This is a genomic window from Pseudomonas vranovensis (assembly GCF_040438935.1).
In the GTDB taxonomy this organism is placed as follows: Bacteria; Pseudomonadota; Gammaproteobacteria; order Pseudomonadales; family Pseudomonadaceae; genus Aquipseudomonas; species Aquipseudomonas vranovensis.
On the sequence record NZ_CP159259.1, the window covers coordinates 1,492,195 to 1,515,248 of the forward strand.

The window sequence follows — 23,054 nt, forward strand, 5'->3', positions numbered from 1 at the left end:
CAAGGGCATACCTGCCACCTCGTCCTTAACGCGCCATCACCCGCGCCCGCTCCACCAGTTCCTCATACAGCCGCGCATAGGGCTCCACGGCCTGGCACCAGTTGAAGGGCTGGGTCATGGCCAGGCAGCGCATGGCGTTGAGCAGGTCTTTCTTGCCATAGACATAGAAGGCCCGGCTCAGGGCCTGGCGGTAGCTTTCAACGGTGGATTCGTCGAACAGGAAGCCGGTGACGCCGTTGTCGATGGTGTCGGCCAGGCCGCCGGTATTGCGCGCCACCGGCAGCGAGCCGAAACGCTGGGCGTACATCTGGCTCAGGCCGCAGGGCTCGTAGCGCGACGGCATCAGGAGGAAATCACTGCCGGCAAACATGCGCCGGGCATCGGTTTCGTTGAAGCCGATGCGCACGCCGATCTGGCCGGGGTAGCGCAGCGCCAGTTCGCGCATGGCGTGTTCTTCTTCCGGCTCGCCGCGGCCGATGATCGCGATCTGGCCACCCCGGCTGACGATGTAGTCGGCCACTCCCAGGGTGAGGTCCAGGCCCTTCTGGTAGACCAGCCGCGAGACCACCGCGAACAGCGGGCCGCTGGAGGGCTCGAGTTCGAACAGTTCACGGACCTGGCGGCTGTTGACCGCCTTGCCCTCCCAGTCGTTGAGGCTGAACGGGCGGGCCAGGTGCGGGTCGCTGGCCGAGTCCCAGCTTTCGTCGATGCCGTTGGGAATGCCACTGAGCAGGCCTTGCTGGGCCTTGCTGCCAAGAAAGCCGTCCAGGCCGCAGCCAAAGTCCGGGGTGGTGATTTCCCGGGCGTAGGTGGCGCTGACCGTGGTGATGTGGCTGGAGTAGGCCAGGCCCGCCTTGAGGAACGACAGCTTGCCGTAGAACTCCATGCCCTCCTGTTGCAGGGCGTGGTCGGGGATGGCCAGCTCCGGGCAGCAGGCCCGGCTGACCACGCCCTGGTAGGCCAGGTTGTGGATGGTGAACAGGGTGGGGGTTTGCAGACCGCGCCAGTGCATATAGGCCGGCGCCAGGCCTGCGGGCCAGTCATGGGCATGCACCAGATCCGGCTTCCAGTGCACCATGCCTTCGCCTGCGGCGATCTCGGCGGCGGCCAGGCCCAGACGGGCAAAACGGATGTGGTTGTCAGGCCAGTCTCGACCATTGTTGGCACCATAGGGCGTGCCTTCGCGCTGGTACAGTTCCGGGCAGATCAAGACATAGATCACCAGGCCATCGGACAGGTCCATGCGACCGATCTTGCAGGGCGGCAACGCCGCGTGCCCACCCAACTCTCCCACCAGATGGATCGGGTACTCGCTTTCCAGCACCTGCGGGTAGCCGGGGATCAGTACGCGCACGTCGTGCAGGTGGCGCATGGCCCGGGGCAGGGCGGCGGAAACATCGCCCAGGCCACCGGTCTTGACCAGGTCGGCAATTTCAGAGGTGACGAACAATACCTTGCGTTTTTGCGTGTGCCGGGAGTCGGCGTCGGGTGCCTTGGCTGTCGTATTGAAATGCGTGGCCAGCGGCTCACGGTTGTCCGGGGTGAAATGCTCTACGTTAGGCTCGACAGCGGCACTGATCATACTTCTCTCCGTCCCTATGTTGCGGGTGTGGTCACCCGTTGTTGTGTGTCTGCTAAAGGCGTCTCTCTATGTGTGGAGTTGCATTGCGATCCATGCCCCGACGTCATGCGCGCAAGCGCTACGCAAGTCGGCGATCCGTGCCGGCGGCGTGGTGACAGATTGGGGTGGGTGGGCCGCGCCTGGTTGACCAGAAACGATGGCCTACTAAATTGCTGACCTGTTGCGATTTCAGAAAGTTCGACTTTTTTCAGCCTGGTTTTCCGAACAATCTCGTGGCCGCTACTGAGTGTAGGAGAGATACGTGGGGGAATGTGACCCGCTGGTCACTTTACTTTCGGTCTGTGTCATACCGTACAATCGCCCGACTTTCCCCAGCCTTGCCGGGGCAACACTTATTACAGGGACAAGGATGACCATGGACGCCGCCGAACAGATTCTGGTTTTACAGGCCAGCTACAGCAACCCGATGCACGCGGAAGCCATCGGCCTGGTGCTGGACCAGTATGCCCGGGACCCCATGGGCGGCGGCCAGGCGCTTGACCCGCACCTGCTGGCGCAGCTGCCGGAGGAGCTGGCCCGGCGGCCGCATGCCTTCAGCGTGCTGGCCTTTGTCGATGGCCAGCCGGCGGGGCTGGTGAACTGCTTTGAAGGGTTCTCGACCTTTGCCTGCCGGCCGCTGGTGAACATTCATGACGTGTCGGTGGTGCCGGCTCATCGCGGCAAAGGGTTGAGCCAGCGCATGTTGACCAAGGTCGAAGAAATCGCCCGCCAGCGCGGCTGCTGCAAGCTGACCCTGGAGGTGCTCGAAGGCAATCCCGCAGCCCAGGGCAGCTACCGCACCTTCGGTTTTGAACATGCCCGCTTCGACCCGGCCTATGGCGCCATGCAGTTCTGGACCAAGGTGTTGTAGGGTTGGGGCAACAGTGAACGGGCAGGTGGGGGAGAGCCTGCCCGTGAGTATCAGGCGAGAGAATTTTTACTGTCGGACTTGGCTTGTTCCAACTGTCGACTCAGCGTGGCGACTTGCTGTTGCAACAGCTCGCGTTCTTCCCGCAGGCGCCGCAACTCTTCCCGGGTAATGGTGACGTAGAGCGTCTGGGGCGGCATTTTCGCCAGAAGGGTTCCCATTGCACACCTCGCAAATGGCTGGTTGTTGAGTACAAGCGTAGTTGCTCGGTCGGTCGGGGATTCTGAATTCTTTTTAAGTGCATGGGAACTTTTTTGTTTCTTGCTGTCTTGCCGTTCGTCGCTGAACCAAGTCTGCCGGTGCTGGACTAACCTTGAAGGCCTGAACCGGCAGTTTTCATTCAAGGGGAGCATCGGCACATGCAACTGGGAATCGTGGGGCTGGGCCGCATGGGCGGCAATATCGCAAGACGTTTGATGCGCGGCGGCCACCAGACGGTGGTGCATGACCGCGACCGCAAGGCCGTCGAGTCCCTGGCAGCCGAGGGTGCTGTCGGCGCGCATGACCTGGGCGCGCTGGTGGGCAAGCTGCACAAGCCGCGCGCGGTGTGGGTGATGCTGCCGGCGGGTGAGCCGACCGAGCAGACCATCGCGCAACTGGCCGACCTGCTGGACGCCGACGATGTGATCATTGATGGCGGCAACACCTTCTACAAGGACGACATCCGTCGTGCCAGCGACCTGGGCAAGCGGCAGCTGCATTACATGGATGTGGGCACCTCGGGTGGCGTCTGGGGCCTGGAGCGTGGCTACTGCATGATGATCGGTGGCGAGAAGGCGGTCTTCGATCGCCTCGACCCGCTGTTTGCCACACTGGCCCCCGGTGTCGGCAACATCCCCCGCACTCGAGGCCGCCAGGGCCCGGCCGGGTGCGCCGAGCAAGGGTACATCCATGCCGGCCCGGCAGGTGCCGGGCACTATGTGAAGATGATCCACAATGGTATCGAGTACGGCCTGATGCAGGCCTACGCCGAGGGATTCGACATCCTCAAGAGCAAGGGCAGTGATGCCTTGCCGGCCGAACAGCGCTTTGACCTGGACATGGCCGAGATCGCCGAGGTGTGGCGTCGCGGCAGCGTGGTGACCTCCTGGTTGCTGGACCTCACGGCCGACGCCCTGGTGGCAGACCCGCAATTGGGCGGCTACAGCGGTTCGGTGGCCGACAGTGGCGAAGGGCGCTGGACTATTGATGCCGCCGTGGAGCAGGCGGTGCCGGTGCCGGTGCTGTCGAGTGCGCTGTTCGCCCGCTTCCGTTCACGTCAGCAGCAGGGCACCTACGCCGATCGGATGCTTTCGGCAATGCGTTTCGGTTTCGGTGGCCATGTCGAGAAAAAGCCCGAATGACTACACCACAGATCGAAGCGGCTCCGCCTTGCACCCTGTTCCTGTTTGGCGCCAACGGCGACCTGGTCAAGCGCCTGTTGATGCCGGCACTCTACAACCTCAGCCGTGATGGCTTACTGGACAAAAACCTGCGCATTGTCGGGGTGGACCATAACAGCGCCACCGACGCCGAATTCGCCGAACGCCTGGAAGCGTTCATGCGCGAGCGCGACAAGGCCAGCGAAGGCGCCGAAAAGTGCCTGGACGACAAGCGTTGGAGCCGTTTGGCCAAACGCATTGGCTACCTTACCGGCGACTTTCTTGACGAGGCTACCTACCAGGCCATCGCCCAGCGGATTGAAAAGAACCCAAGCGGCAATGCGGTGTTTTACCTGGCCACTTCACCGCGCTTTTTCGGCGAAGTGGTGCAGCGTCTGGGGGCCGCTGGCCTGCTCGACGAAACCGAGGGCTTTCGCCGGGTGGTAGTGGAGAAACCGTTCGGTTCGGACCTGGCCAGCGCCGAGGCGCTCAACGCCTGCCTGCTCAAGGTGATGAGCGAGAAACAGATCTACCGCATCGATCATTACCTGGGCAAGGAGACGGTGCAGAACATTCTGGTCAGTCGATTCTCCAACGGCCTGTTCGAGGCCTTCTGGAACAACCATTACATCGACCATGTGCAGATCACCGCCGCTGAAACTGTCGGGGTGGAGACCCGGGGCGCCTTCTATGACCATACCGGTGCCCTACGTGACATGGTGCCCAATCACCTGTTCCAACTGTTGGCCATGGTTGCCATGGAGCCGCCCGCGGCATTTGGCGCTGATGCAGTACGCAGCGAGAAGGCCAAGGTCATCGGCGCCATTCGCCCCTGGTCGAAGAACATGGCCCTGAAGAACTCGGTACGCGGGCAGTACACCGCCGGCAAGCTGGGACGCAAGAAACTGTCCGGCTACCGCGAGGAACCGCGGGTCGACCCGCAAAGCCAGACCGAAACCTACGTGGCGCTGAAGGTGATGATCGACAACTGGCGCTGGGTGGGGGTGCCGTTCTACCTGCGCACTGGCAAGCGCATGAGTGTGCGCGATACCGAGATCGCCATCTGCTTCAAGCCTGCGCCCTATGCACAGTTTCGCGACACCGAAGTCGACAAGCTCAAGCCCAACTATTTGAAGATCCAGATCCAGCCCAACGAAGGCATGTGGTTTGACCTGCAAGCCAAGCGGCCAGGCCCGGCCCTGGCGATGGAGAACGTCGAGCTTGGGTTTGCCTACAAGGATTTCTTCAAAATGCAGCCGTCCACCGGCTACGAGACCCTGATCTACGACTGCCTGACAGGCGACCAGACACTGTTCCAGCGCGCCGACAACATCGAGAACGGCTGGCGTGCGGTGCAGCCATTTCTCGATGCCTGGGCGGAGGGCGGCGAGGTGCAACCCTATGCCGCCGGTGAAGACGGCCCGGCCGCGGCTGACGAGTTGCTGGCCCGGGATCGGAGGGTCTGGCACAGCATTGGTTAACGCACGCAAGAGGAGGGCCGATGCCCGGCTTGATCGAAGACTATGCATTGATTGGAAATTGTCGCAGCGCTGCCCTGGTGGGGCGCGATGGCTCACTGGACTGGCTGTGCTTGCCCAGGTTCGATTCACCAGCGGTATTTGCCGCCTTGCTCGGGGAGGAGGAAAACGGCCGTTGGCGTCTGGCGCCCAGCGAGGCGGTGGAGCAGGTGAGCCGGGAGTACCTGGAGGACACGCTGATCCTGCAGACCACCTTCGTCACCGCCAGTGGTCGAGCCCGGGTCATCGACTGCATGCCCCTGGCCGATCACAACAGCGTGGTACGCGTGGTCGAAGGGCTCGAAGGCCACGTGCCGTTCGAGATGGACCTGGTCATGCGCTTCGACTACGGCAACAGCGTACCTTGGGTCGAAAAGAGCGAGCCCCTGGTACTGACAGCGGTAGTGGGGCCGGATCGCCTGGTACTGCGCAGTGAAGTAGCGACCCATTCCCACGACCAGCATGTGGGCAGTCGCTTCAGTGTCCAGCAGGGCCAGCAATTGGCCTTCAGCCTCACCTACCAAGCCTCCCACTTGCCATTGCCGGCCCCGTTTGCCGTCGAAAAAGCCCTGGAAGAAACGGCAGAGCAGTGGCGGATTTTCGCTGGGCGTTGTCCTGATGTCGGTCCCTGGACAGCCTTGGTAAAACGCTCGCTGATCACCCTCAAGGCCATGACCTATGCCCCCACCGGTGGCATCGTTGCGGCGGTGACCACCTCGTTGCCCGAGCACCTGGGCGGTGAGCGCAATTGGGACTACCGCTATTGCTGGCTGCGTGATGCAACCATGACTTTGCTGGCGTTCATGAACCTGGGCTACTTCGAGGAGGCTCAGGCCTGGCGCGAGTGGCTGTTGCGCTCGGTGGCGGGCAACCCGGAGCAGATGCAGATCATGTACGGCCTGGCGGGTGAGCGTCGCTTGCAGGAGTTTGAGCTGCCCTGGCTCAGCGGCTACGAAGGCTCACAGCCGGTACGCATTGGCAACGCCGCCGCCCTGCAGCACCAGTTGGACATCTATGGCGAAATGGCCGATGCCCTTTGCCAGGCGGTACGCGGGGGCCTGCCTCGGCATCCGCGCAGCGCGGCGATCTCGCGGGTGATTCTGGCGTACCTGGAAAAGGTCTGGCGCAAACCCGACGAGGGGATCTGGGAGGTCCGCGGTGGTCGCCAGCACTTCACTCACTCCAAGGTGATGGCCTGGGTGGCCTTTGACCGCGCGGCGAGCCTGAGCGACACCACCGAGGAAGGACAGGCCCGGGCGCGGCACTATCGGCAGGTCGCGGCGAAGATTCACCGTGAAGTCTGTGAGCAGGGCATTGACCCGGCATTGGGCTGCTTCGTGCAGGCCTACGGCTCGACCGAGATGGATGCCAGCCTGTTGCAGATTGCCCTGACGGGTTTCCTGCCGGCCGACGACCCGCGCTTTCTGGCCACACTTGAGCAGATCGAACGTCGGTTACTGCGCAATGGCCTGCTGCTGCGCTACAACACCGACAGCGGCTGTGATGGCTTGACGCCGGGGGAGGGGACGTTCCTGGTGTGTTCGTTCTGGCTGGCGGATGTGTACGTGCTACTGGGCCGCGACCAGGATGCCCAGAACCTGTACGAACGCCTGAGCGGGCTGTGCAACGATGTCGGCCTGCTGGCCGAGCAGTACGACCCGCTAAGCGGGCGCATGCTCGGCAACTTTCCCCAGGCCTTCAGCCATATCGGGATCATCAATACGGCGTTGAACCTGCACCGGGCGCAGTGCCCGGCGCGGGACCGGGCGCAAAGCGGGTGAAGCGATCGCGGGGCAAGCCCGCACCTACCGAGTGTCGGTGGGCGCGGGCTTGCCCCGCGATCAGGTTTACAGCCAGTACGTCACCGCCCACCAGCCCAATCCACCCATCACCACGGTGTAGGGCAGCGCCATCCACACCATGCGCCCGTACGACAGGCGAATCAGCGGGGCAATGGCCGAGGTCAACAGGAACAGGAACGCAGCCTGGCCATTGGGCGTGGCCACGCTCGGCAGGTTGGTGCCGGTGTTGATCGCCACCGCCAGGGTCTCGAAGTGCTCGCGGCTCATGTGGCCGTCGAGAAACGCCTGCTTGACCTCGGTGATGTAAATGGTGGCTACGAACACGTTGTCGCTGATCGCCGACAGCAAGCCATTGGCAATGAACAGCATGCCTGGCTGTTGTTCGGTTGGCAGTGCCAGTACCCACTGGATCAGCGGCGTGAACAGCTGCTGGTCGTGAATCACCGCCACCACGGCAAAGAACACCACCAGCAGTGCGGTAAACGGCATCGCGTCCTGGAACGCGCGCCCCAGGCGGTGCTCATCGGTGATGCCGGTGAAGGCGGTAATCAGCACGATCACCAGCAGGCCGATCAGGCCGACTTCGGCAATGTGCAGGCCCAGGCTGACGATCAGGATCAAGGCCGCCAGGCCTTGTACCAGCAGCGCCACCCGTTGTTGCGCGGTGCGCTGGGCATCGTCTTCGGCGGCATAGGCGGCCAGCACGTCGCGCACGTTGTCCGGCAGCAGGGTGCCGTAACCGAACCAGCGCAGCTTTTCCAGCAGCACACAGGTTACCAGGCCCGCCGCCAGCACTGGCATGGACACGGGGGCGACCTTGAAGAAGAAATCGCCGAAGTGCCAGCCCATCTCATGGCCGATCAACAGGTTCTGTGGCTCGCCGACCAAGGTGCAGACGCCGCCCAGGGCGGTACCCACGGCGCCATGCATCAGCAGGCTGCGCAGGAAGGCGCGAAACTGCTGCAGGTCATCGCGCTGCAGTTGGGCGATGTCGTGGTCGCTGTCCAGGTCGGACTCTTCACGCGGGTTGGTCCCCGACGCGACCCGGTGGTAGACCGAGTAGAAGCCCACAGCCGCGCTGATGATCACTGCGGTGACGGTCAGGGCATCGAGAAAGGCCGAGAGGAAGGCCGAGAGGAAACAGAACAGCAGGGCCAGCATCGCCTTGGAACGCACGCCCAGGAGGATGCGCGAGAACACGAACAGCAGCAGGTCCTTCATGAAGTAGATCCCGGCGACCATGAACATCAACAGCAGGATCACCGGGAAGTTGTGCTGCAGTTCGTCATACAGCGCCTGGGGTGTGGTCATCCCCAGCAACAACGCTTCGACCATCAACAGGCCGCCAGGCATCAGCGGGTAGCATTTGAGGGCCATCCCCAGGGTGAAGATGAACTGGATCACCAGCACCCAGCCAGTGACTACCGGACCGAGGGTAAACAGCAGTATCGGATTGAGCAGCAGGAACAGGCAAAGGGTCGCCTTGTACCAGCGGGGCGACTGCCCGAGGAAGTTGTGGGCCAGGGCGCCGGCCAGGGAGCGGGACATGAAAATGTATCCTAATAATTCAACAGGTGCGAAAGGTGCCGGATACAGGCCGTCAGATCAAGGTAAAAGTCCCGGTTTTGGCACAAGCGCGGTCTAGCCCGGCCTTGAGGCCTTGATATAGTCCTGCGATTGTCCTTCCCCCTCAAGGAGCGCGCTGTGACCGACTACCAGGCATTCAAGGTCGAACTGAACAACCATATCGCCCACGTGCAGATCAATCGCCCGGAAAAGTACAACGCGATGAACGCGCCGTTCTGGAGCGAAATCGTCGACATCTTCAAGTGGATCGACGAGACCGATGCGGTGCGCGCGGTGGTGATCAGCGGTGCGGGCAAACACTTCTCCGCCGGTATCGACCTGATGCTGCTGGCCTCGCTGGCCAACGAGCTGGGCAAGGACGTAGGGCGCAACGCCCGGACCCTGCGCCGGATCATTGTACGCATGCAGGCCTCGTTCACAGCTGTGGACAGCTGCCGCAAACCGGTCCTGGCGGCCATTCACGGCTACTGCATCGGTGGCGCCATCGACCTGGTCTCGGCGTGCGACATGCGCTACTGCAGCCGCGACGCGCAGTTCTCGATCAAGGAAATCGACATGGGCATGGCCGCCGACGTTGGCACCCTGCAGCGCCTGCCACGGATCATCGGCGACGGCATCATGCGCGAGCTGGCCTATACCGGGCGCAATGTCGAGGCCGACGAGGCCCAGCGTATCGGCCTGGTGAATCGGGTCTACGATGACCATGACGTCTTGCTCGACGGAGTCTTTGCCATTGCTGCCGAAATTGCGGGAAAATCCCCGATTGCCGTGGCCGGCACCAAAGAAATGATCAGCTATATGCGCGATCACCGTATCGACGATGGCCTGGACTACATTGCCACCTGGAACGCCGCCATGTTGCAATCCACCGATCTGCGGGTGGCCGTGGCTGCCCACATGAGCAAACAGAAACCCGAGTTCGCCGACTGACACCAGCGGCGGGCCGCGCAAGGAACCGGAACATGGCAGTGCGTTGGACCACCGCGGTACTGGACACAAACCTCGCTGGCGGCTGGGCGGTAGCCCGGTGCCGCGAGGGCTTCCTGGTTGACGACAACGGCGCGCTGTTCCCGCGCGACTGGCTCAAGCGTCAGGGGCTGGACGTGTTGTTCGAGCACGGCATCGGCCATTTCGATGGCCAGCCGGTGTTCCTGCTTGAACTGCGCAATCCGCAGGCTGTAGCCGGTTGCCGCTGGCGCGGCTTGCGCCAGTTCATGCTCGAAGGCGACTTCGATACCTACAAGATTCTTGGTTACGCCGCGCAGATCGGCACCTGGGCCCGTGAACACCGGTTTTGTGGCAGCTGTGGCCAGCCCATGCAGCAGATCCACTGGGAGCGGGCGATGTTCTGCGAGCCCTGTGACCTGCGCAGTTACCCGCGCATCTCGCCGAGCATGATCGTGCTGATCACCCGTGGCGACGAAATCCTCCTGGCCCGTTCTCCACGCTTCGTCACCGGCGTCTACAGCACCCTGGCCGGCTTTGCCGAGCCAGGCGAATCAGCCGAGGATTGCCTGGTGCGCGAGGTGCGCGAGGAAGTGGCGATCGAGGTGCAGAACATCCAGTACGTCGGCAGCCAGTGCTGGCCGTTCCCGCACTCGATGATGCTGGGTTTTCATGCCGAATACGCGGGCGGGGAGATCGTCATGCAGCCGGACGAGATCGAGGACGCCCAGTGGTTCCGGGTCGATGCGCTCCCGCCGTTGCCGGCAGGGCGCTCGATTGCCCGGTACCTGATCGACCTGTACGTGGCCCGTCGCTTAGGCCTGGCCGAACCAGTGCTGCCACGCTAGGCGCACGGTCAGGGCCAGCACCACGGTGATGAACACCGGGCGGATGAACTTGCTGCCGCCGCTGATGGCGGTACGCGCGCCGAAGAAGGCGCCAACCATCAGCGCCGAGCCCATCGACAACCCTACCAGCCAGTCGACCTGACCGGAAAAGATGAACACCGACAGTGCCGCGGCATTGCTGACGAAGTTCATGCTGCGCGCCACACCGCTGGCCTTGACCAGGTCGATGGGGTAGAGCAGCAGCGTGCTGACGGTCCAGAAAGCGCCGGTGCCGGGACCTGCCACGCCATCGTAGAAACCCAGGGTCAGGCCCTGGGGGAGTTGCCACTTCTTCTTGACCGGCACGTCGGCGTCCAGCGGCGCCTTGGGCGTGCCACCGAACAGCAGGTAGACGCCACACAGGAAGACGATCACCGGCAGCATCTTGTTCAGCCATTCGGCCGGCAGGTAATGGGCGACTACCGCGCCGATCAGGGCGCCGACAAAGGTGCCGCCCAAGGCATGGCGCCACTGTGCGGGGTGGAACAACTTGCGGCGGTAATAGGTGAAACCGGCGGTAGCCGAACCAAAGGTCGAGCTGAGCTTGTTGGTGCCCAACACCAGGTGCGGTGGCATCCCGGCGGTCAGCAAGGCAGGGGTGGTCAGCAGGCCACCGCCTCCGGCGATGGCATCGATGAATCCGGCAACAAAGGCGACAGCGGCGAGAATGGCGAGGGTGGTGAGGTCTACGCTGAGTTCGAAGGGCATGGCATGAGCTTAATCGGCTGGGCGCAGAAGGAGCTGCGCCTGACGGCCGATATGGTAATGGAGATCGAGGCCGCCTGTCAGGGCCTCTTCGCGGGGCAAGCCCGCTCCCACAGTGAGAGCAACTGTCTTGCCCTGCGGGAGCGGGCTTGCCCCGCAAGGCTTTTATCAGGACAGGAAACCACCATCCACATTCAACGCCACGCCCGTGGTGTAGCTCGATGCATCGCTGGCCAGGTACAGCACGGCACCGGCCATTTCCTTGGGATCGGCCACGCGCTTGAGGGGGATCTGCTGCAGCGCGGTGTTGAGGATCGCGTCGTTCTTGACCAGCGCCGAGGCGAACTTGGTGTCGGTCAGGCCTGGCAGCAGGGCGTTGCAACGAATGCCGAACTGCGCACATTCCTTGGCAAACACCTTGGTCATGTTGATCACCGCGGCCTTGGTTACCGAGTAGATGCCCTGGAAGATCCCCGGCGACACACCATTGATCGAGGCCACGTTAATGATGCTGCCGCCACCATTTTCGCGCATCAGTTTGCCGGCTTCGACCGACATGAAGAAGTAGCCGCGGATGTTCACATCGACGGTCTTCTGGAAGGCGCCCAGGTCGGTGTCCAGCACGTTGCAGAACTGTGGGTTGGTCGCCGCGTTGTTGACCAGGATGTCCAGGCGACCGAACTGTTCACGGATGCCGGCGAAGACCTGGCTGATCTGCTCCATTTCACCGATATGGCAGGCAATGGCCGTGGCCTTGCCGCCGGCGGCGATGATCGCGTCGGCCACTTGCTGGCAGCCGTCGAGCTTGCGACTGGAGACGATTACATGGGCGCCTTGCTGGGCCAGCAGGTGGGCGATGGCTTCGCCAATACCGCGGCTGGCACCGGAAACGAAGGCGATCTTGCCGTCTAGGTCGAACAGTTGGGTCTTGGACATGGTGTTTTCCTTGTTGTAGTCGTCAGAGGCTGGACGTTGCGATGACCTGCAGACTCATGTGCTCCAGCAGCTTGTTCATGTGGATGAACTGGGCGAAGCGCTTGTCCTGGGTCTGGCCATGGTAGAAGCGGTAGTAGATCTGCTGGACGATCCCGGCCAGGCGGAACAGGCCATAGGTGTAGTAGAAGTCGTAGTTGTCGATCTGGATGCCGGCGCGCAGGGCATAGTAGTCGACGAACTGCTGTCGGGTGAGCATGCCCGGGGCGTTGCTCGGCTGGCGGCGCATCAGCTGCATCGGCGCTGGGTCGCTGGCTTCGATCCAGTAGGCCAGGGTGTTGCCCAGGTCCATCAGCGGGTCGCCAAGGGTGGTCATCTCCCAGTCGAGCACGCCAATGATGCGCATGGGGTTGTCGGCATCGAGGATGACGTTGTCGAAGCGGTAATCGTTGTGAACAATGGCAGGCTTGGGGTGGTCAGCCGGCATTTTTTCGCGCAGCCAGGCAATCACCGTTTCCCAGCGCGGCGCGTCCGGGGTCAGGGCCTTTTCGTAGCGGCTGCTCCAGCCTTCGATCTGGCGCTGCACATAGCCTTCGGGCTTGCCCAGGTCGCCCAGGCCGCAGGCGTTGTAGTCCACCTGGTGCAGCTCGACCAGGCGGTCGATGAAGCTCTTGCACAGTGCCTCGGTGCGCTCGGCGTCGAGCCCCAGTTCGGGCGGCAGGTCCGAGCGCAGGATGATGCCCTTGACCCGGTCCATCACGTAGAACTCGCCACCGATCAGCGACTCGTCGGTGCAGTGGACGTAGGCCTTGGGGCAGTAGGGGAAGCCGCTGTTTAGCTGGTTGAGGATGCGGAACTCGCGACCCATGTCATGGGCCGACTTGGCCTTGTGGCCGAACGGCGGGCGCCGCAGGACGAACTCGCGCGTGGGGTACTGCACCAGGTAGGTCAGGTTCGAGGCGCCGCCGGGAAACTGGCTGATGGTCGGCGTTCCGCTAAGGCCGTCGATGTGCGCCTTCAGGTAAGGGGCGATGACGGCGGCGTCGAGCTCTTCGCCGGGGCGGACCTGGGTGGACTGATCAGTGAGCGTCATGCTTTTACCTTATGATCGAAGCCAGAGATTATTGGCTAATCTAATTCTCGCGTCGGGCCCGAACAAGCCTTGCAGGGTCTTATAGGCCAGCGTGTTGCAGGTCGATCAACGCTCCTGATGCCTGGCCTGAAACCACCAGACGAAAAAAACCGAAGCCGCAAGGACTTCGGTTTTGTTCGGCATCAGCGCAGGGCTCAGGCCGGGAACAGCTCGCTGAGCTTCATCGACAGCATCATGTCGCCTTCAACGCGCAGCTTGCCGCCCATGAAGGCCTGCATGCCGTCGGTGTCGCCGCTGACGATACCCTTGAGGGTTTCGCTGTCCAGCACCAGGGTGCAGTTGGCGTCGACGTTTTCGCCTTCCTGGATTTCGCAGGTGCCATCCTTGACGATCAGGGCGTAGTGCTTGTCTTCGTCGGTGATGTTGAAACCGAATACCAGGTCCAGACCGGCAGCCGCAGCTGGGTTGAATTTGGCTTTCATCGCTTCGACGGCTTTTGCTACATCGCTCATGGTGTGTTCCTTATTAAGTGATTGGCGTGACCGGCGAGGTCACAACGCGCCGGTGTTCATCGGTAGGTGATGAGTTCCGGTACCCTCAACAGCTGCACATGGGCCTGGCTGTTGAAGGAGGCCAGGGCCACCTCGCGGCCACGAAACCTCAGTTGGCTGAGCGAGGTGTTGATGATCTGCCAGTTGAGCTCGAAGGCCTGGCTGGCAGTGATACGGGTTACGCGGTGTAGCAAGGCGGCAATGGTGCCGCCTGAAGTAAAGATTGCAATGTTGTCGTTGCTGTCCGCTTGCTGCAGTACGCGCGAAAGGCCGCCATCGACCCGCTCGACAAAACCCTGCCAGGACTCCAGGCAATCACTTTGATGTTCACCGCCATGCCAGCGTTGGATAAGCAGGGCGAACAAGCGCTGGAATTCGCGACGGTTCTGCGCACCGTTGCGCAGGATATGCAAGGCCTCGGGCTCTTCGGGCAGCAGGCCCGGGAGCAGGCTGCGGATCACATCGTCGGCGTCGAACTCATTGAAGGCCGTATCGGTTTCCAGCAGCGGGACCTCGCAACCTGCATTGTGCATGGCCGCCAGGGCCAGGCGAGCGGTGTCCTGCTGGCGACGCAGGTCGCCGGCCAGGCAGCGATCAAGGCGCAACCCCAACTGGGCAAGGTGCTCGCCGAGTGCTTCACTCTGGCGGATGCCCATGGGCGAGAGAACGTCATAGTCGTCTGCACCAAAGGAGGCCTGGCCATGTCGAATCAGGTAGATGCTGCCCACGTCGTCTGCCTGCAAGAAGAATGAGCCGAGGTTAGGGCGCCGTCGACAGGCTGTCAACGGAAAAACATACAAGCGTTTGAAAAGAGCGTTTGAACTGCATTTCCGGAAATTTCCTACATTGGCAGCAGTGCCGCCGCGTCGGTATGCTTGACTATCGGTTCGCGCCACAGGGGCGCAGGCATGTTAAGGAGTTACTGTGGAGTTTCTTGCAGAGTACGCAAGCTTTCTCGCCAAGACCGCGACCCTGGTGATCGCGATTCTGATTGTCCTGTCGGCGATTGCCGGGTTGCGCGGCAAGGGCCGGCGCAAGGGGGGCGGGCAGTTGCAGGTCAGCAAGCTCAACGAGTTCTACAAGGACTTGCGCGAGCGCTTGGAGTCCAGCCTGCTGGACAAGTCCCAGCTCAAGGCGCTGCGCAAGCAGCAGGCCAAGGCCGAGAAGCAACTCAAGAAGAAGCCCGAGGATAAATCGCGGGTGTTCGTCCTGGATTTCGATGGCGACATAAAGGCATCGGCCACTGAAAGCCTGCGCCATGAGATCACCGCATTGCTGACCCTGGCCACCCCGCGCGATGAAGTGGTGCTGCGCCTGGAAAGTGGCGGTGGCATGGTGCATAGCTATGGCCTGGCGGCTTCGCAACTGGCGCGTATTCGCCAGGCGGGCATACCGTTGACCATCTGCATCGACAAGGTCGCTGCCAGCGGTGGCTACATGATGGCGTGCATTGGCGAGAAAATCGTCAGTGCGCCTTTCGCCATCCTCGGGTCGATCGGCGTGGTGGCCCAGTTGCCCAACGTCAATCGCCTGCTGAAAAAGCACGATGTCGACTTCGAGGTGTTCACCGCTGGCGAATACAAGCGCACGGTGACCGTGTTCGGCGAGAACACCGAGAAGGGCCGGGAGAAGTTCCAGGAAGACCTGGATGTGACCCATCAGTTGTTCAAGGACTTCGTTTCGCGTTATCGCCCGCAGTTGCATATCGACGAAGTGGCTACCGGCGAAGTCTGGCTGGGTGTCGCGGCGCTGAACAAGCAATTGGTCGACGAACTCAAGACCAGCGATGAATACCTGGGCGAGCGGGCACGGGAATCGAACCTGTACCACCTGCACTTCGCCGAGCGTAAAAGCCTGCAGGAGCGGGTAGGGCTGGCGGCCAGCGGGTCGATCGAAAACACCCTGCTGGGGTTGTGGAGCAAGCTCGGTCGCTGGCGATAAGCATTATGTAGCGCCTTTGGCGTCGGTAAAGCGGTTCTCCTTTCGGTCTCATTCGCCCAAGGAGAAACCGCGATGCCAACCCCTCGCTCGATATCCATCCCCGGCCTCAATGGCCCCTTCCTGCAAAGCCGCTTGCCCGACTGGCTCAAGCACGCCACGCCAGACGACGTTGAGCGCTTGCGCAACCACCAGGTCGCCGAGCAATTCACCTCGACCGGCACTGCCGACTGGTTCAGCAGTGCCCTGCCAGGCGAGCGCCAGGCGTTGCTCGACTATCAGGCTCGCAGACGCGCCTCGGCCCAGGCACTGGCAACCTCCCTCAAACCGCTCAAGGGCATCGGCGAGTTTGCCGAGCCCTTGTTTCGAGCGCGCCTGACCCATGAGCTGGATATCACACCAGACGTGGACACGGTGGAATTCGTCCAGTTTCATCCCGAATCACATCTGCTTGGTTTCATCGTCAAGAACGTTCCGCGTCGTCAGAGCCTGATGCAGGCCGCCCTGCAGAATTTTGCCGAGGACGCCAAGTTTGAAAAGGGCAGCGCCCTGGCGCCTAAGGATGCACTGCTCATGGAGCTGTTGCCGGCAACCGAGCAAGCGTATCCGCGCTTTGGCTATCGCTATCAGAGCAAGCTGGACATTGAACCCAGCCGGTTCGCCCGCCTGTGCCATGAGTTGGACCTGGGTGGGCGGTACCAGCAGCACCTGCAACAGGTGTTCGAGGCCCCCGAAACCCGCGTCCAGATACGTACCCAGGCCATTGCCACCCGCAAGGACCAGTTGCGGGTTCAGATGCAGATCGCTTTCATGAAAGGGGCGATCAGTGCGCAAGCCCGGCAGATGCTGAGCAGCCTGTTGCAGGGGGAGCGCGCAGCGCACTTCAACGGCAAACCGGTGCGTTGCTGGCGAATGGAAATGTTCGGTGCGCCGTTGTCCGAAGTGGTGGTGATGGGCGCTGACCGGGAGAACAGTGAGCAGGTTGAGCCGATTGTGGTGTATATGCCTGGCGCGCCCTTGTGTCCCTTGAAGGAGTACCCCTCGGCATTCGCGGCCTTGCAGGACTTGCACATCAATCTGGGTTCGCCGGCTTATCAGGTGTTGCTGCGCCAGTATGCGGGCAAGGCCCGGGAGTCCCATGTGCTGGACCAGCTTGACAGTGTGCTGTACCACCAGGTGCAACAAGCCAACGGCGTTTATGTCCGCCAGTTCAATCCCCACGGCAACCTGCAGGTACGTGAAGAGCCGATTGACGCCGAGCTGTTCGGTTACTTGCAAGACCGCCACCTGGAACGACTCAAGGCTGACGCCAGAGTCCTTGCCGTACCCAGCGCCGACGCAGACGAGCAAGCCCGTGAAGCTCGCCTGGCGTACTGGGAAGGTATCGGGTTCAACGTGCTCAATGCGGCGGCCTTCTTTGTACCGGGACTGAGCGAAGTGATGGCCGTGGTCGGTGCTGCGCAACTGGTCAATGAGGTGGTCGAGGGGGCTCAAGCCTGGGAGGATGGCGACCTGGATCAGGTGTGGGCGCATTTGCAGTCGGTGGGGCTGAACATCGCGCTGGTGGCCGGGCTGGGAATGGCCGGTGGTGCGGCTGCCAGGCTGGAGTCGAGTGAGTTCGTGGACTGCCTGGTCCAGGTCAAACGACCAGATGGTCAGGTTCGTCTATGGAAACCGGACCTGACACCGTATGCCAGTGATATCGCGCTGGTCGGTCACGAAAGTAACGAGCAAGGGCTTTTCCAGATAGCCGACAAACACTACATACGCCTCGACAATCGCACCCACGAAGTCACTCATGACGCTCACGGTGAGTGGCGCATGGTTCATCCCCATGATCCCCTGGCGTATCAACCACTGCTTCGGCACAACGGTCAAGGCGGATGGGTGGCGCATGGCGAGCAGCCGCTGACCTGGCGCCGCACCCAGCTGATGCGCCGCTTAGGCCCTCTCGCGGAGGGGGTGGACGATACGCAGTTGATGATCGCCGCCGACATCAGCGGTATCAGTGACGATGTGCTGCGAACCGTGCATGTGGCCCAGGCACCGATGCCGCCGCTGTTGATCGATACCTTGCAACGTCTACAGCTGAACCGTCAGCTCGATACCTGGATCGGCAACGTGCGCAATGGCCTGCCAGGTGGGGTTGGCCGGGATTGTGCTGCCTTGTTGGCGATCGAAATGCCAGGGTGGCCTCGCCGACCGATCGAGGTCATCGACGGCGCCGAGTTTTCGCCCGTGTCGACGCACTACGGCCAGGAGCGCTGGCCTGGAGTTGAACCCCTCAAGGTGCCGATGAGTGAACTGGTTGCCAATCGACTGCCGGAAATAGTACTGCGGGACTTTGATGAGCAGGCCATCAACCAATTGCTTGGTGTCCATGTACAGCGTGCCGACCGATTGCAGACGTTGCGCACGCTGATGGCGCAACAGGCGGAGCACGGCCGCAGGATACTGTTCAAGCGAATCTTTGCCGCGTCGGGCAACTCGGCCAGCGCTGAAGCGAGCTTGCTGCAACGGAGTTTTGCGACGTTACCGACCCAGGTCTGCGAAGAGCTCGTCAGTCATGCCACCCCGCTGGAGTTTGAGAAAATGCAGGGTGCCGATGCCCGCCTGCCTTTGCGTTTGGCCGAAGAGGCGCGTCTCTATCAGCGCCAGATCCGACTCAACCGCGCCTTTGAGGGCATCTATTGGCCGCAGCTATCGAGCCTTGACAGCGACTGTCTGGCGGTGCGGATGCTCGAAGGTCTGCCAGGCTGGAGTGGGAAGATTCACCTGCGGGTATACGACGGCAGCGTCAATGGCACGCTCATCGCCGAGGTGGGCGAGCCGAGCGGAACGCCCAAGACCTTGGTGTGCAGGCCCGCAGGATACAGTGCCTACGATGCGCAGGGTAACGAATTGACCACCGATGATACGCTGGCCAGCGCGCTGCTCAAGGCGTTGCCGGACAGTGAGCGGCAGGCGCTGGGCCTGCAGTTGAGCGATCATGAGCGCCTGCGCACAGCATTGGTCAGGCTTGCAGCGGGGGATCGGCTGCGCGCCTCGGCAGTGCTTGGTCAGCAACCTGTGCAGCCCTGGTTGCGCACGCCCCTGCGATTGGCTGATGGCCGTGTGGGGTACCCGCTCAGCGGCCGAGGCGCTGCGAGTGTTCGGTTCAGTAGTGCCCTGAAGCGCCAGGTGCACAGCTTGTACCCCGTGATGAGTGATGATGAACTCGGGCCCTTTCTGGAGGCGCTGGGGGCGTCGGATGCCGAGCGGATTGCCGCACTGACGCAGCGCCACGAGCAATACCGACATCTGGTAGAGGTCCTGGACCGCTGGGTCGATCGACGCCAACTTGTCGATGCGGGCGACGGCTGGGCCCGGACGGTGCGTTCCGCTGACTTGTACCGGGTTGCCGAACGTATCAAGAAGGCGTGGCGTCGGGAGACCATCCGTGTACACAGCGCCGATGGTCGATGTATTGGGTATCGCCTGGACCTGGGGGACATACGCTTGGGGAGCTTGCCGGGCTTATCGGCGGACTTCAGTCATGTTGCCGACTTGAACCTTGCCAATATGGGTTTGGGCAGCGTATCGGATGATTTCCTTCGGGCGTTCAGTAGCCTTCGCTGGCTGAGTCTTAACGGCAATCGCTTGCACAGGCTGGGGGAGGTGGTGGGTGAGTTGCAACAACTGACCAGACTCAGTCTTCAGAACAACAATCTTGTCATCAATGAAGCGTCTCAGTCGGTGCTCAATCGACTGACCAACCTGAAGTTTTTGCAACTGGAAAACAACCCCCTGGGCAGACCGCCAGCGCTCACCCATTTACCGCAGATACTCAACTTGACGTTGAGAAATACAGGCATCCACGACTGGCCGGCAGGCGTGTTTGAGTTGCAACGGTTACTGGTCCTGGATTTGCGCGACAACCAGATTGCCCGTATTCCGGCGGATGTCCTCGAGCCCTCGGCCCAGGCCGCCCGGTTCGACTGGGTCAATGCGGTGACCAATTTGAGCGGTAATCCGCTTGATGCCCAGAGCCTTGCCCGCCTGGGCAGCTATCGTCAGCGCACCGGTACGACATTCGGGATTAGGACGGGGCAGCGAGCAGGGCATGTACGCGTCGATGCCTCGCCGGCGCACGCTTCCTCTCGGTGGCTGGTCGGCGTCGATGCCGGTCAGCGTGCGCAGATAACCCAGTACTGGGGTACGTTGGCTGCTGAGCCGGACAGCGGCGACTTCTTCCGGTTGCTCGACGACCTGCGCAACACCGCCGACTTTCAGCGTGGCTATGCCGTGTTGCGCGAGCGAGTGTGGAAGGTGCTCGCGGCTGCCAACAACAGCACGCGCCTGCGCCAGGAGTTGTTCGAGTTTGTGGCGCATCCGCATACATGCGGCGACGGTACGATCCTGGTGTTCAGTCAGCTGGAAGTGATGGCGCTGGTACAGGAAGCGCGTGAGAGCGGGACAGTCGTCGGCGCCGAACATGCACTGATGGAGTTGGCGCGGGGATTGAGTCGCCTGGACGCTGTCGAGCGAATTGCCTTGCGCGAGATCGCTGTGCGGCGTGAGGCGGGTCGGTCGGTCGACGAGGTAGAAGTTCGCCTGGCTTACCGGATTGGATTGGCCGAGCGGCTCGAACTTCCGGGGCAGCCGCGACGCATGATCTATGTGGGGAAGGCCGAAGTCAGCCAGGTACTACTGGACGCTGCCGGTACCGAAGTGTTGGAAGGCGAGACGGCCGACGCCTTGAAGGCATCTATTGTGAGTCGGGATTTCTGGGTGGAGTTCCTCAAGTCGCGCTATCGCGCACGTTTCGATGAGGCCAACCGGCCCTATTTTTCCCGGCTCGTAGCGTTGGACAAAGACAAGGAAAGGATGAGTGACCAGGTTTACCTCGAAAACATTGAAACCATTCAACAACGTCGTGCCGCTGAAGAACAGCGATTGGTAGAGGACCTGACCGCAACGATCTGGAACACCCTGCCAGGCCAGGTTACCCATTTGTAGTTGCCTGGAATCAAAACGGCTCCCGCGCCAGGGATGGCACGGGAGCCGTTTTCGTCAACGACGACGGAACAGCGGTTGCGGTTCGTCGGTGGCGGCCTGGTAGGTCACCGAAAAGTCTTTCAGGCTTTCCAGGGCTTCGACCGGGTCCTTGTCGGCGCGCAGGGCAAAGGCGTCGAAACCGCAGCGTTTCAGGTAGAACAGCTGGTCACGCAGTACATCGCCAATGGCACGCAGCTCGCCAGTGAACTTGTAGCGGTCACGTAACAGGCGCGCATTGGAGTAGTTGCGCCCGTCGGTGAAGGCCGGGAAGTTCAGGGCGATCACTTGGAAGTGTCCGACGTCGTCGCCGATTTCCTCGGCTTCTTCATCGGCGTCCAGCCACACACCCAGGCCGCCGTCGCGGGCCTTGAGTACATGGGCGTGGTCACGCCAGAACTGCAACGGCACGATGTAGTCATCACAGTTGGTCAACTCGTCGAAGTTGGCGTCCTTGGGCAGCAGGTGCCAGGTTTCGTCGACGATTTCGTTGTTCTTAATGATTCGCTGCATAGACGCGTTCCTTGAAAGGGTCGATGCCAATACGTTGGTAGGTGTCGATGAAACGCTCGTCTTCGGTACGTTTTTCAACGTAGACGTCGATCAGCTTCTCGATCACATCCGGCATGTCGTCCTGGGCGAAGGACGGGCCGAGGATCTTGCCCAGGCTGGCGTCGCGGCTGGCGCTGCCACCCAGGGATACCTGGTAGAACTCCTCACCTTTCTTGTCCACCCCGAGGATGCCGATGTGGCCGACGTGGTGGTGACCACAGGCGTTCATGCAGCCGGAGATGTTCAGGTCCAGTTCACCGATGTCGAACAGGTAGTCCAGGTCGTCGAAACGGCGCTGGATGGATTCGGCGATCGGGATCGACTTGGCGTTGGCCAGGGAGCAGAAATCGCCCCCCGGGCAGCAGATGATGTCGGTCAGCAGGCCGATGTTCGGCGTAGCGAATCCGTTCTCGCGCAGTTCCAGCCACAGGGCGTGAAGCTGACTCTGCTCGACGTCGGCCAGGATGATGTTCTGCTCGTGCGAGGTGCGCAGCTGGCCGAAGCTGTAGCGCTCGGCGAGGTCGGCCACGGCATCGAGCTGCTTGTCGGTCAGGTCGCCCGGGGCAACGCCGGTCGGCTTGAGCGACAGGGTCACGGCAACGTAGCCAGGCTTCTTGTGCGCCAGTACGTTGCGGGTGCGCCAGCGGGCAAAGCCCGGGTGCTGTTGTTCGAGCTCGCTGAAGTCGAGGTTGTCGAGCACCTTGTAGTCCGGGTCGACGAAGTGCTTGGCTACGCGCTGCACTTCGGCTTCGGTCAGGGTCGTGCTGCCACCACGCAGGTGGGCCATTTCGGCATCGACCTTCTCGGCGAAGACTTCAGGGGTAAGGGCCTTGACCAGGATCTTGATCCGCGCCTTGTACTTGTTGTCGCGACGGCCGTAGCGGTTGTACACCCGCAGGATCGCGTCCAGGTAGCTGAGCAGGTCCTGCCAGGGCAGGAACTCATTGATGAAGGCGCCGACCACCGGGGTGCGGCCCAGGCCGCCACCGACCAGTACGCGAAAGCCCAGCTCGCCTGCGGCGTTGTACACCGGCTCCAGGCCGATGTCGTGGACTTCGATGGCCGCGCGGTCGCTGGTCGAGCCGTTGATGGCGATCTTGAACTTGCGCGGCAGGTAGGCGAATTCGGGGTGGAAGGTGGTCCACTGACGGACGATCTCGCACCAAGGGCGCGGGTCGATCACTTCATCGGCGGCCACACCGGCGAACTGGTCGGTGGTGACGTTGCGCAGGCAGTTGCCGCTGGTCTGAATGGCGTGCATCTGCACGGTGGCCAGCTCAGCCAGGATCTCGGGGATGTCTTCCAGCGCAGGCCAGTTGTACTGCACGTTCTGCCGGGTACTGATGTGGGCGTAGCCCTTGTCGTAGTCGCGCGCGATCTTCGCCAGCATCCGCGTTTGACGCGAGGTCAGCTGGCCATAGGGCACCGCGACCCGCAACATCGGGGCAAAACGTTGAATATAGAGGCCATTTTGCAGGCGCAGGGGGCGGAACTCTTCTTCGCTCAGCTCACCGGCCAGGTAGCGGCGGGTCTGATCACGGAACTGCTTGACGCGGTCCTCGATGATCCGCTGATCGTACTCGTCGTATACGTACATAGG

The 23,054-nt window shown here is 62.1% G+C and carries 18 protein-coding genes; 8 read left to right on the top strand and 10 right to left on the bottom strand.

What is annotated here, in order from left to right:
- Window positions 1-25 precede the first annotated feature (25 nt).
- Window positions 26-1,582 (bottom strand): glycogen synthase GlgA, encoded by a 1,557-nt coding sequence (gene glgA / locus ABVN19_RS07030; protein ID WP_028941927.1) that lies wholly within the window; start codon window positions 1,580-1,582, stop codon window positions 26-28.
- A 415-nt stretch (window positions 1,583-1,997) separates the two neighbouring features.
- Here glgA and ABVN19_RS07035 point away from each other — a divergent pair, with 415 nt between their 5' ends.
- Window positions 1,998-2,492, top strand: coding sequence for a GNAT family N-acetyltransferase (locus tag ABVN19_RS07035; RefSeq protein ID WP_028941928.1), 495 nt, complete (start codon window positions 1,998-2,000; stop codon window positions 2,490-2,492).
- 50 nt (window positions 2,493-2,542) lie between these two features.
- Here the strand turns inward: ABVN19_RS07035 and ABVN19_RS07040 are convergent, their stop codons facing one another.
- Window positions 2,543-2,710, bottom strand: a complete 168-nt coding sequence (locus ABVN19_RS07040) for a DUF6026 family protein (RefSeq protein WP_167332089.1) — start codon at window positions 2,708-2,710, stop codon at window positions 2,543-2,545.
- Window positions 2,711-2,887: 177 nt separating this feature from the next.
- Here ABVN19_RS07040 and gnd point away from each other — a divergent pair, with 177 nt between their 5' ends.
- Genes gnd through ABVN19_RS07055 form a run of 3 tightly spaced genes read left to right on the top strand, consistent with a single transcriptional unit; the run spans window position 2,888 to window position 7,208 of the window.
- Window positions 2,888-3,892 carry a phosphogluconate dehydrogenase (NAD(+)-dependent, decarboxylating) gene (gene gnd, locus ABVN19_RS07045; RefSeq protein ID WP_256585930.1) on the top strand — a complete coding sequence of 335 codons (1,005 nt, stop codon included), beginning with the start codon at window positions 2,888-2,890 and terminating at the stop codon, window positions 3,890-3,892.
- The gene (zwf, locus tag ABVN19_RS07050; protein WP_105642603.1) at window positions 3,889-5,391 is read left to right on the top strand and encodes a glucose-6-phosphate dehydrogenase; all 1,503 of its coding nucleotides are present in this window, start codon (window positions 3,889-3,891) and stop codon (window positions 5,389-5,391) included. Before gnd ends, zwf begins: the two co-directional genes overlap by 4 nt.
- Before the next feature lie 20 nt (window positions 5,392-5,411).
- Complete coding sequence (locus tag ABVN19_RS07055) at window positions 5,412-7,208, top strand: glycoside hydrolase family 15 protein (protein WP_028941931.1); 1,797 nt, start codon at window positions 5,412-5,414, stop codon at window positions 7,206-7,208.
- Window positions 7,209-7,274: 66 nt separating this feature from the next.
- Here ABVN19_RS07055 and nhaB read toward each other — a convergent pair whose 3' ends face one another.
- On the bottom strand, window positions 7,275-8,777 hold the full coding sequence (gene nhaB, locus ABVN19_RS07060) for a sodium/proton antiporter NhaB (protein WP_028941932.1): 1,503 nt from the start codon (window positions 8,775-8,777) through the stop codon (window positions 7,275-7,277).
- 156 nt (window positions 8,778-8,933) lie between these two features.
- Here nhaB and ABVN19_RS07065 point away from each other — a divergent pair, with 156 nt between their 5' ends.
- Both ABVN19_RS07065 and nudC read left to right on the top strand, forming a co-directional pair.
- Window positions 8,934-9,746, top strand: a complete 813-nt coding sequence (locus ABVN19_RS07065) for a crotonase/enoyl-CoA hydratase family protein (RefSeq protein ID WP_105642602.1) — start codon at window positions 8,934-8,936, stop codon at window positions 9,744-9,746.
- A 32-nt stretch (window positions 9,747-9,778) separates the two neighbouring features.
- Window positions 9,779-10,609 (top strand): NAD(+) diphosphatase, encoded by an 831-nt coding sequence (nudC, locus tag ABVN19_RS07070; protein WP_028941934.1) that lies wholly within the window; start codon window positions 9,779-9,781, stop codon window positions 10,607-10,609.
- Here the strand turns inward: nudC and ABVN19_RS07075 are convergent.
- From ABVN19_RS07075 to ABVN19_RS07095, 5 genes are all read right to left on the bottom strand, one after another.
- Window positions 10,577-11,356: a TSUP family transporter gene (locus ABVN19_RS07075; RefSeq protein ID WP_028941935.1), complete on the bottom strand. Its 780-nt coding sequence runs from the start codon at window positions 11,354-11,356 to the stop codon at window positions 10,577-10,579. The genes nudC and ABVN19_RS07075 overlap by 33 nt on opposite strands.
- Window positions 11,357-11,521: 165 nt before the next feature.
- A complete protein-coding gene (locus ABVN19_RS07080) occupies window positions 11,522-12,289 on the bottom strand; it encodes an SDR family oxidoreductase (protein WP_028941936.1) in 768 nt (255 codons plus the stop codon).
- 22 nt (window positions 12,290-12,311) lie between these two features.
- Window positions 12,312-13,379, bottom strand: coding sequence for a phosphotransferase family protein (locus ABVN19_RS07085; protein WP_028941937.1), 1,068 nt, complete (start codon window positions 13,377-13,379; stop codon window positions 12,312-12,314).
- Between the two features lie 194 nt (window positions 13,380-13,573).
- The gene (locus ABVN19_RS07090; protein ID WP_105642601.1) at window positions 13,574-13,891 is read right to left on the bottom strand and encodes an SCP2 sterol-binding domain-containing protein; all 318 of its coding nucleotides are present in this window, start codon (window positions 13,889-13,891) and stop codon (window positions 13,574-13,576) included.
- Window positions 13,892-13,947: 56 nt separating this feature from the next.
- Complete coding sequence (locus ABVN19_RS07095; RefSeq protein ID WP_028941939.1) at window positions 13,948-14,658, bottom strand: histidine phosphatase family protein; 711 nt, start codon at window positions 14,656-14,658, stop codon at window positions 13,948-13,950.
- A 196-nt stretch (window positions 14,659-14,854) separates the two neighbouring features.
- Here ABVN19_RS07095 and sohB point away from each other — a divergent pair, with 196 nt between their 5' ends.
- Window positions 14,855-15,871 carry a protease SohB gene (sohB, locus tag ABVN19_RS07100; RefSeq protein WP_028941940.1) on the top strand — a complete coding sequence of 339 codons (1,017 nt, stop codon included), beginning with the start codon at window positions 14,855-14,857 and terminating at the stop codon, window positions 15,869-15,871.
- 72 nt (window positions 15,872-15,943) lie between these two features.
- Window positions 15,944-20,866 (top strand): NEL-type E3 ubiquitin ligase domain-containing protein, encoded by a 4,923-nt coding sequence (locus tag ABVN19_RS07105; protein ID WP_105642600.1) that lies wholly within the window; start codon window positions 15,944-15,946, stop codon window positions 20,864-20,866.
- A gap of 54 nt (window positions 20,867-20,920) precedes the next feature.
- Here the strand turns inward: ABVN19_RS07105 and ABVN19_RS07110 are convergent, their stop codons facing one another.
- A complete protein-coding gene (locus tag ABVN19_RS07110; protein WP_028941942.1) occupies window positions 20,921-21,415 on the bottom strand; it encodes a DUF934 domain-containing protein in 495 nt (164 codons plus the stop codon).
- A complete protein-coding gene (locus ABVN19_RS07115) occupies window positions 21,399-23,051 on the bottom strand; it encodes a nitrite/sulfite reductase (RefSeq protein ID WP_028941943.1) in 1,653 nt (550 codons plus the stop codon). Before ABVN19_RS07115 ends, ABVN19_RS07110 begins: the two co-directional genes overlap by 17 nt.
- Window positions 23,052-23,054 lie beyond the last annotated feature (3 nt).

What these genes read in the sequence shown, in the direction of transcription:
- glgA (WP_028941927.1), bottom strand. Translation starts at nt 1,582, where the DNA reads ATGATCAGTGCCGCTGTCGAGCCTAACGTAGAGCATTTCACCCCGGAC.
- ABVN19_RS07035 (WP_028941928.1), top strand. Translation starts at nt 1,998, where the DNA reads ATGGACGCCGCCGAACAGATTCTGGTTTTACAGGCCAGCTACAGCAAC.
- ABVN19_RS07040 (WP_167332089.1), bottom strand. Translation starts at nt 2,710, where the DNA reads ATGGGAACCCTTCTGGCGAAAATGCCGCCCCAGACGCTCTACGTCACC.
- zwf (WP_105642603.1), top strand. Translation starts at nt 3,889, where the DNA reads ATGACTACACCACAGATCGAAGCGGCTCCGCCTTGCACCCTGTTCCTG.
- ABVN19_RS07055 (WP_028941931.1), top strand. Translation starts at nt 5,412, where the DNA reads ATGCCCGGCTTGATCGAAGACTATGCATTGATTGGAAATTGTCGCAGC.
- nhaB (WP_028941932.1), bottom strand. Translation starts at nt 8,777, where the DNA reads ATGTCCCGCTCCCTGGCCGGCGCCCTGGCCCACAACTTCCTCGGGCAG.
- nudC (WP_028941934.1), top strand. Translation starts at nt 9,779, where the DNA reads ATGGCAGTGCGTTGGACCACCGCGGTACTGGACACAAACCTCGCTGGC.
- ABVN19_RS07075 (WP_028941935.1), bottom strand. Translation starts at nt 11,356, where the DNA reads ATGCCCTTCGAACTCAGCGTAGACCTCACCACCCTCGCCATTCTCGCC.
- ABVN19_RS07080 (WP_028941936.1), bottom strand. Translation starts at nt 12,289, where the DNA reads ATGTCCAAGACCCAACTGTTCGACCTAGACGGCAAGATCGCCTTCGTT.
- ABVN19_RS07085 (WP_028941937.1), bottom strand. Translation starts at nt 13,379, where the DNA reads ATGACGCTCACTGATCAGTCCACCCAGGTCCGCCCCGGCGAAGAGCTC.
- ABVN19_RS07090 (WP_105642601.1), bottom strand. Translation starts at nt 13,891, where the DNA reads ATGAGCGATGTAGCAAAAGCCGTCGAAGCGATGAAAGCCAAATTCAAC.
- ABVN19_RS07105 (WP_105642600.1), top strand. Translation starts at nt 15,944, where the DNA reads ATGCCAACCCCTCGCTCGATATCCATCCCCGGCCTCAATGGCCCCTTC.
- ABVN19_RS07110 (WP_028941942.1), bottom strand. Translation starts at nt 21,415, where the DNA reads ATGCAGCGAATCATTAAGAACAACGAAATCGTCGACGAAACCTGGCAC.
- ABVN19_RS07115 (WP_028941943.1), bottom strand. Translation starts at nt 23,051, where the DNA reads ATGTACGTATACGACGAGTACGATCAGCGGATCATCGAGGACCGCGTC.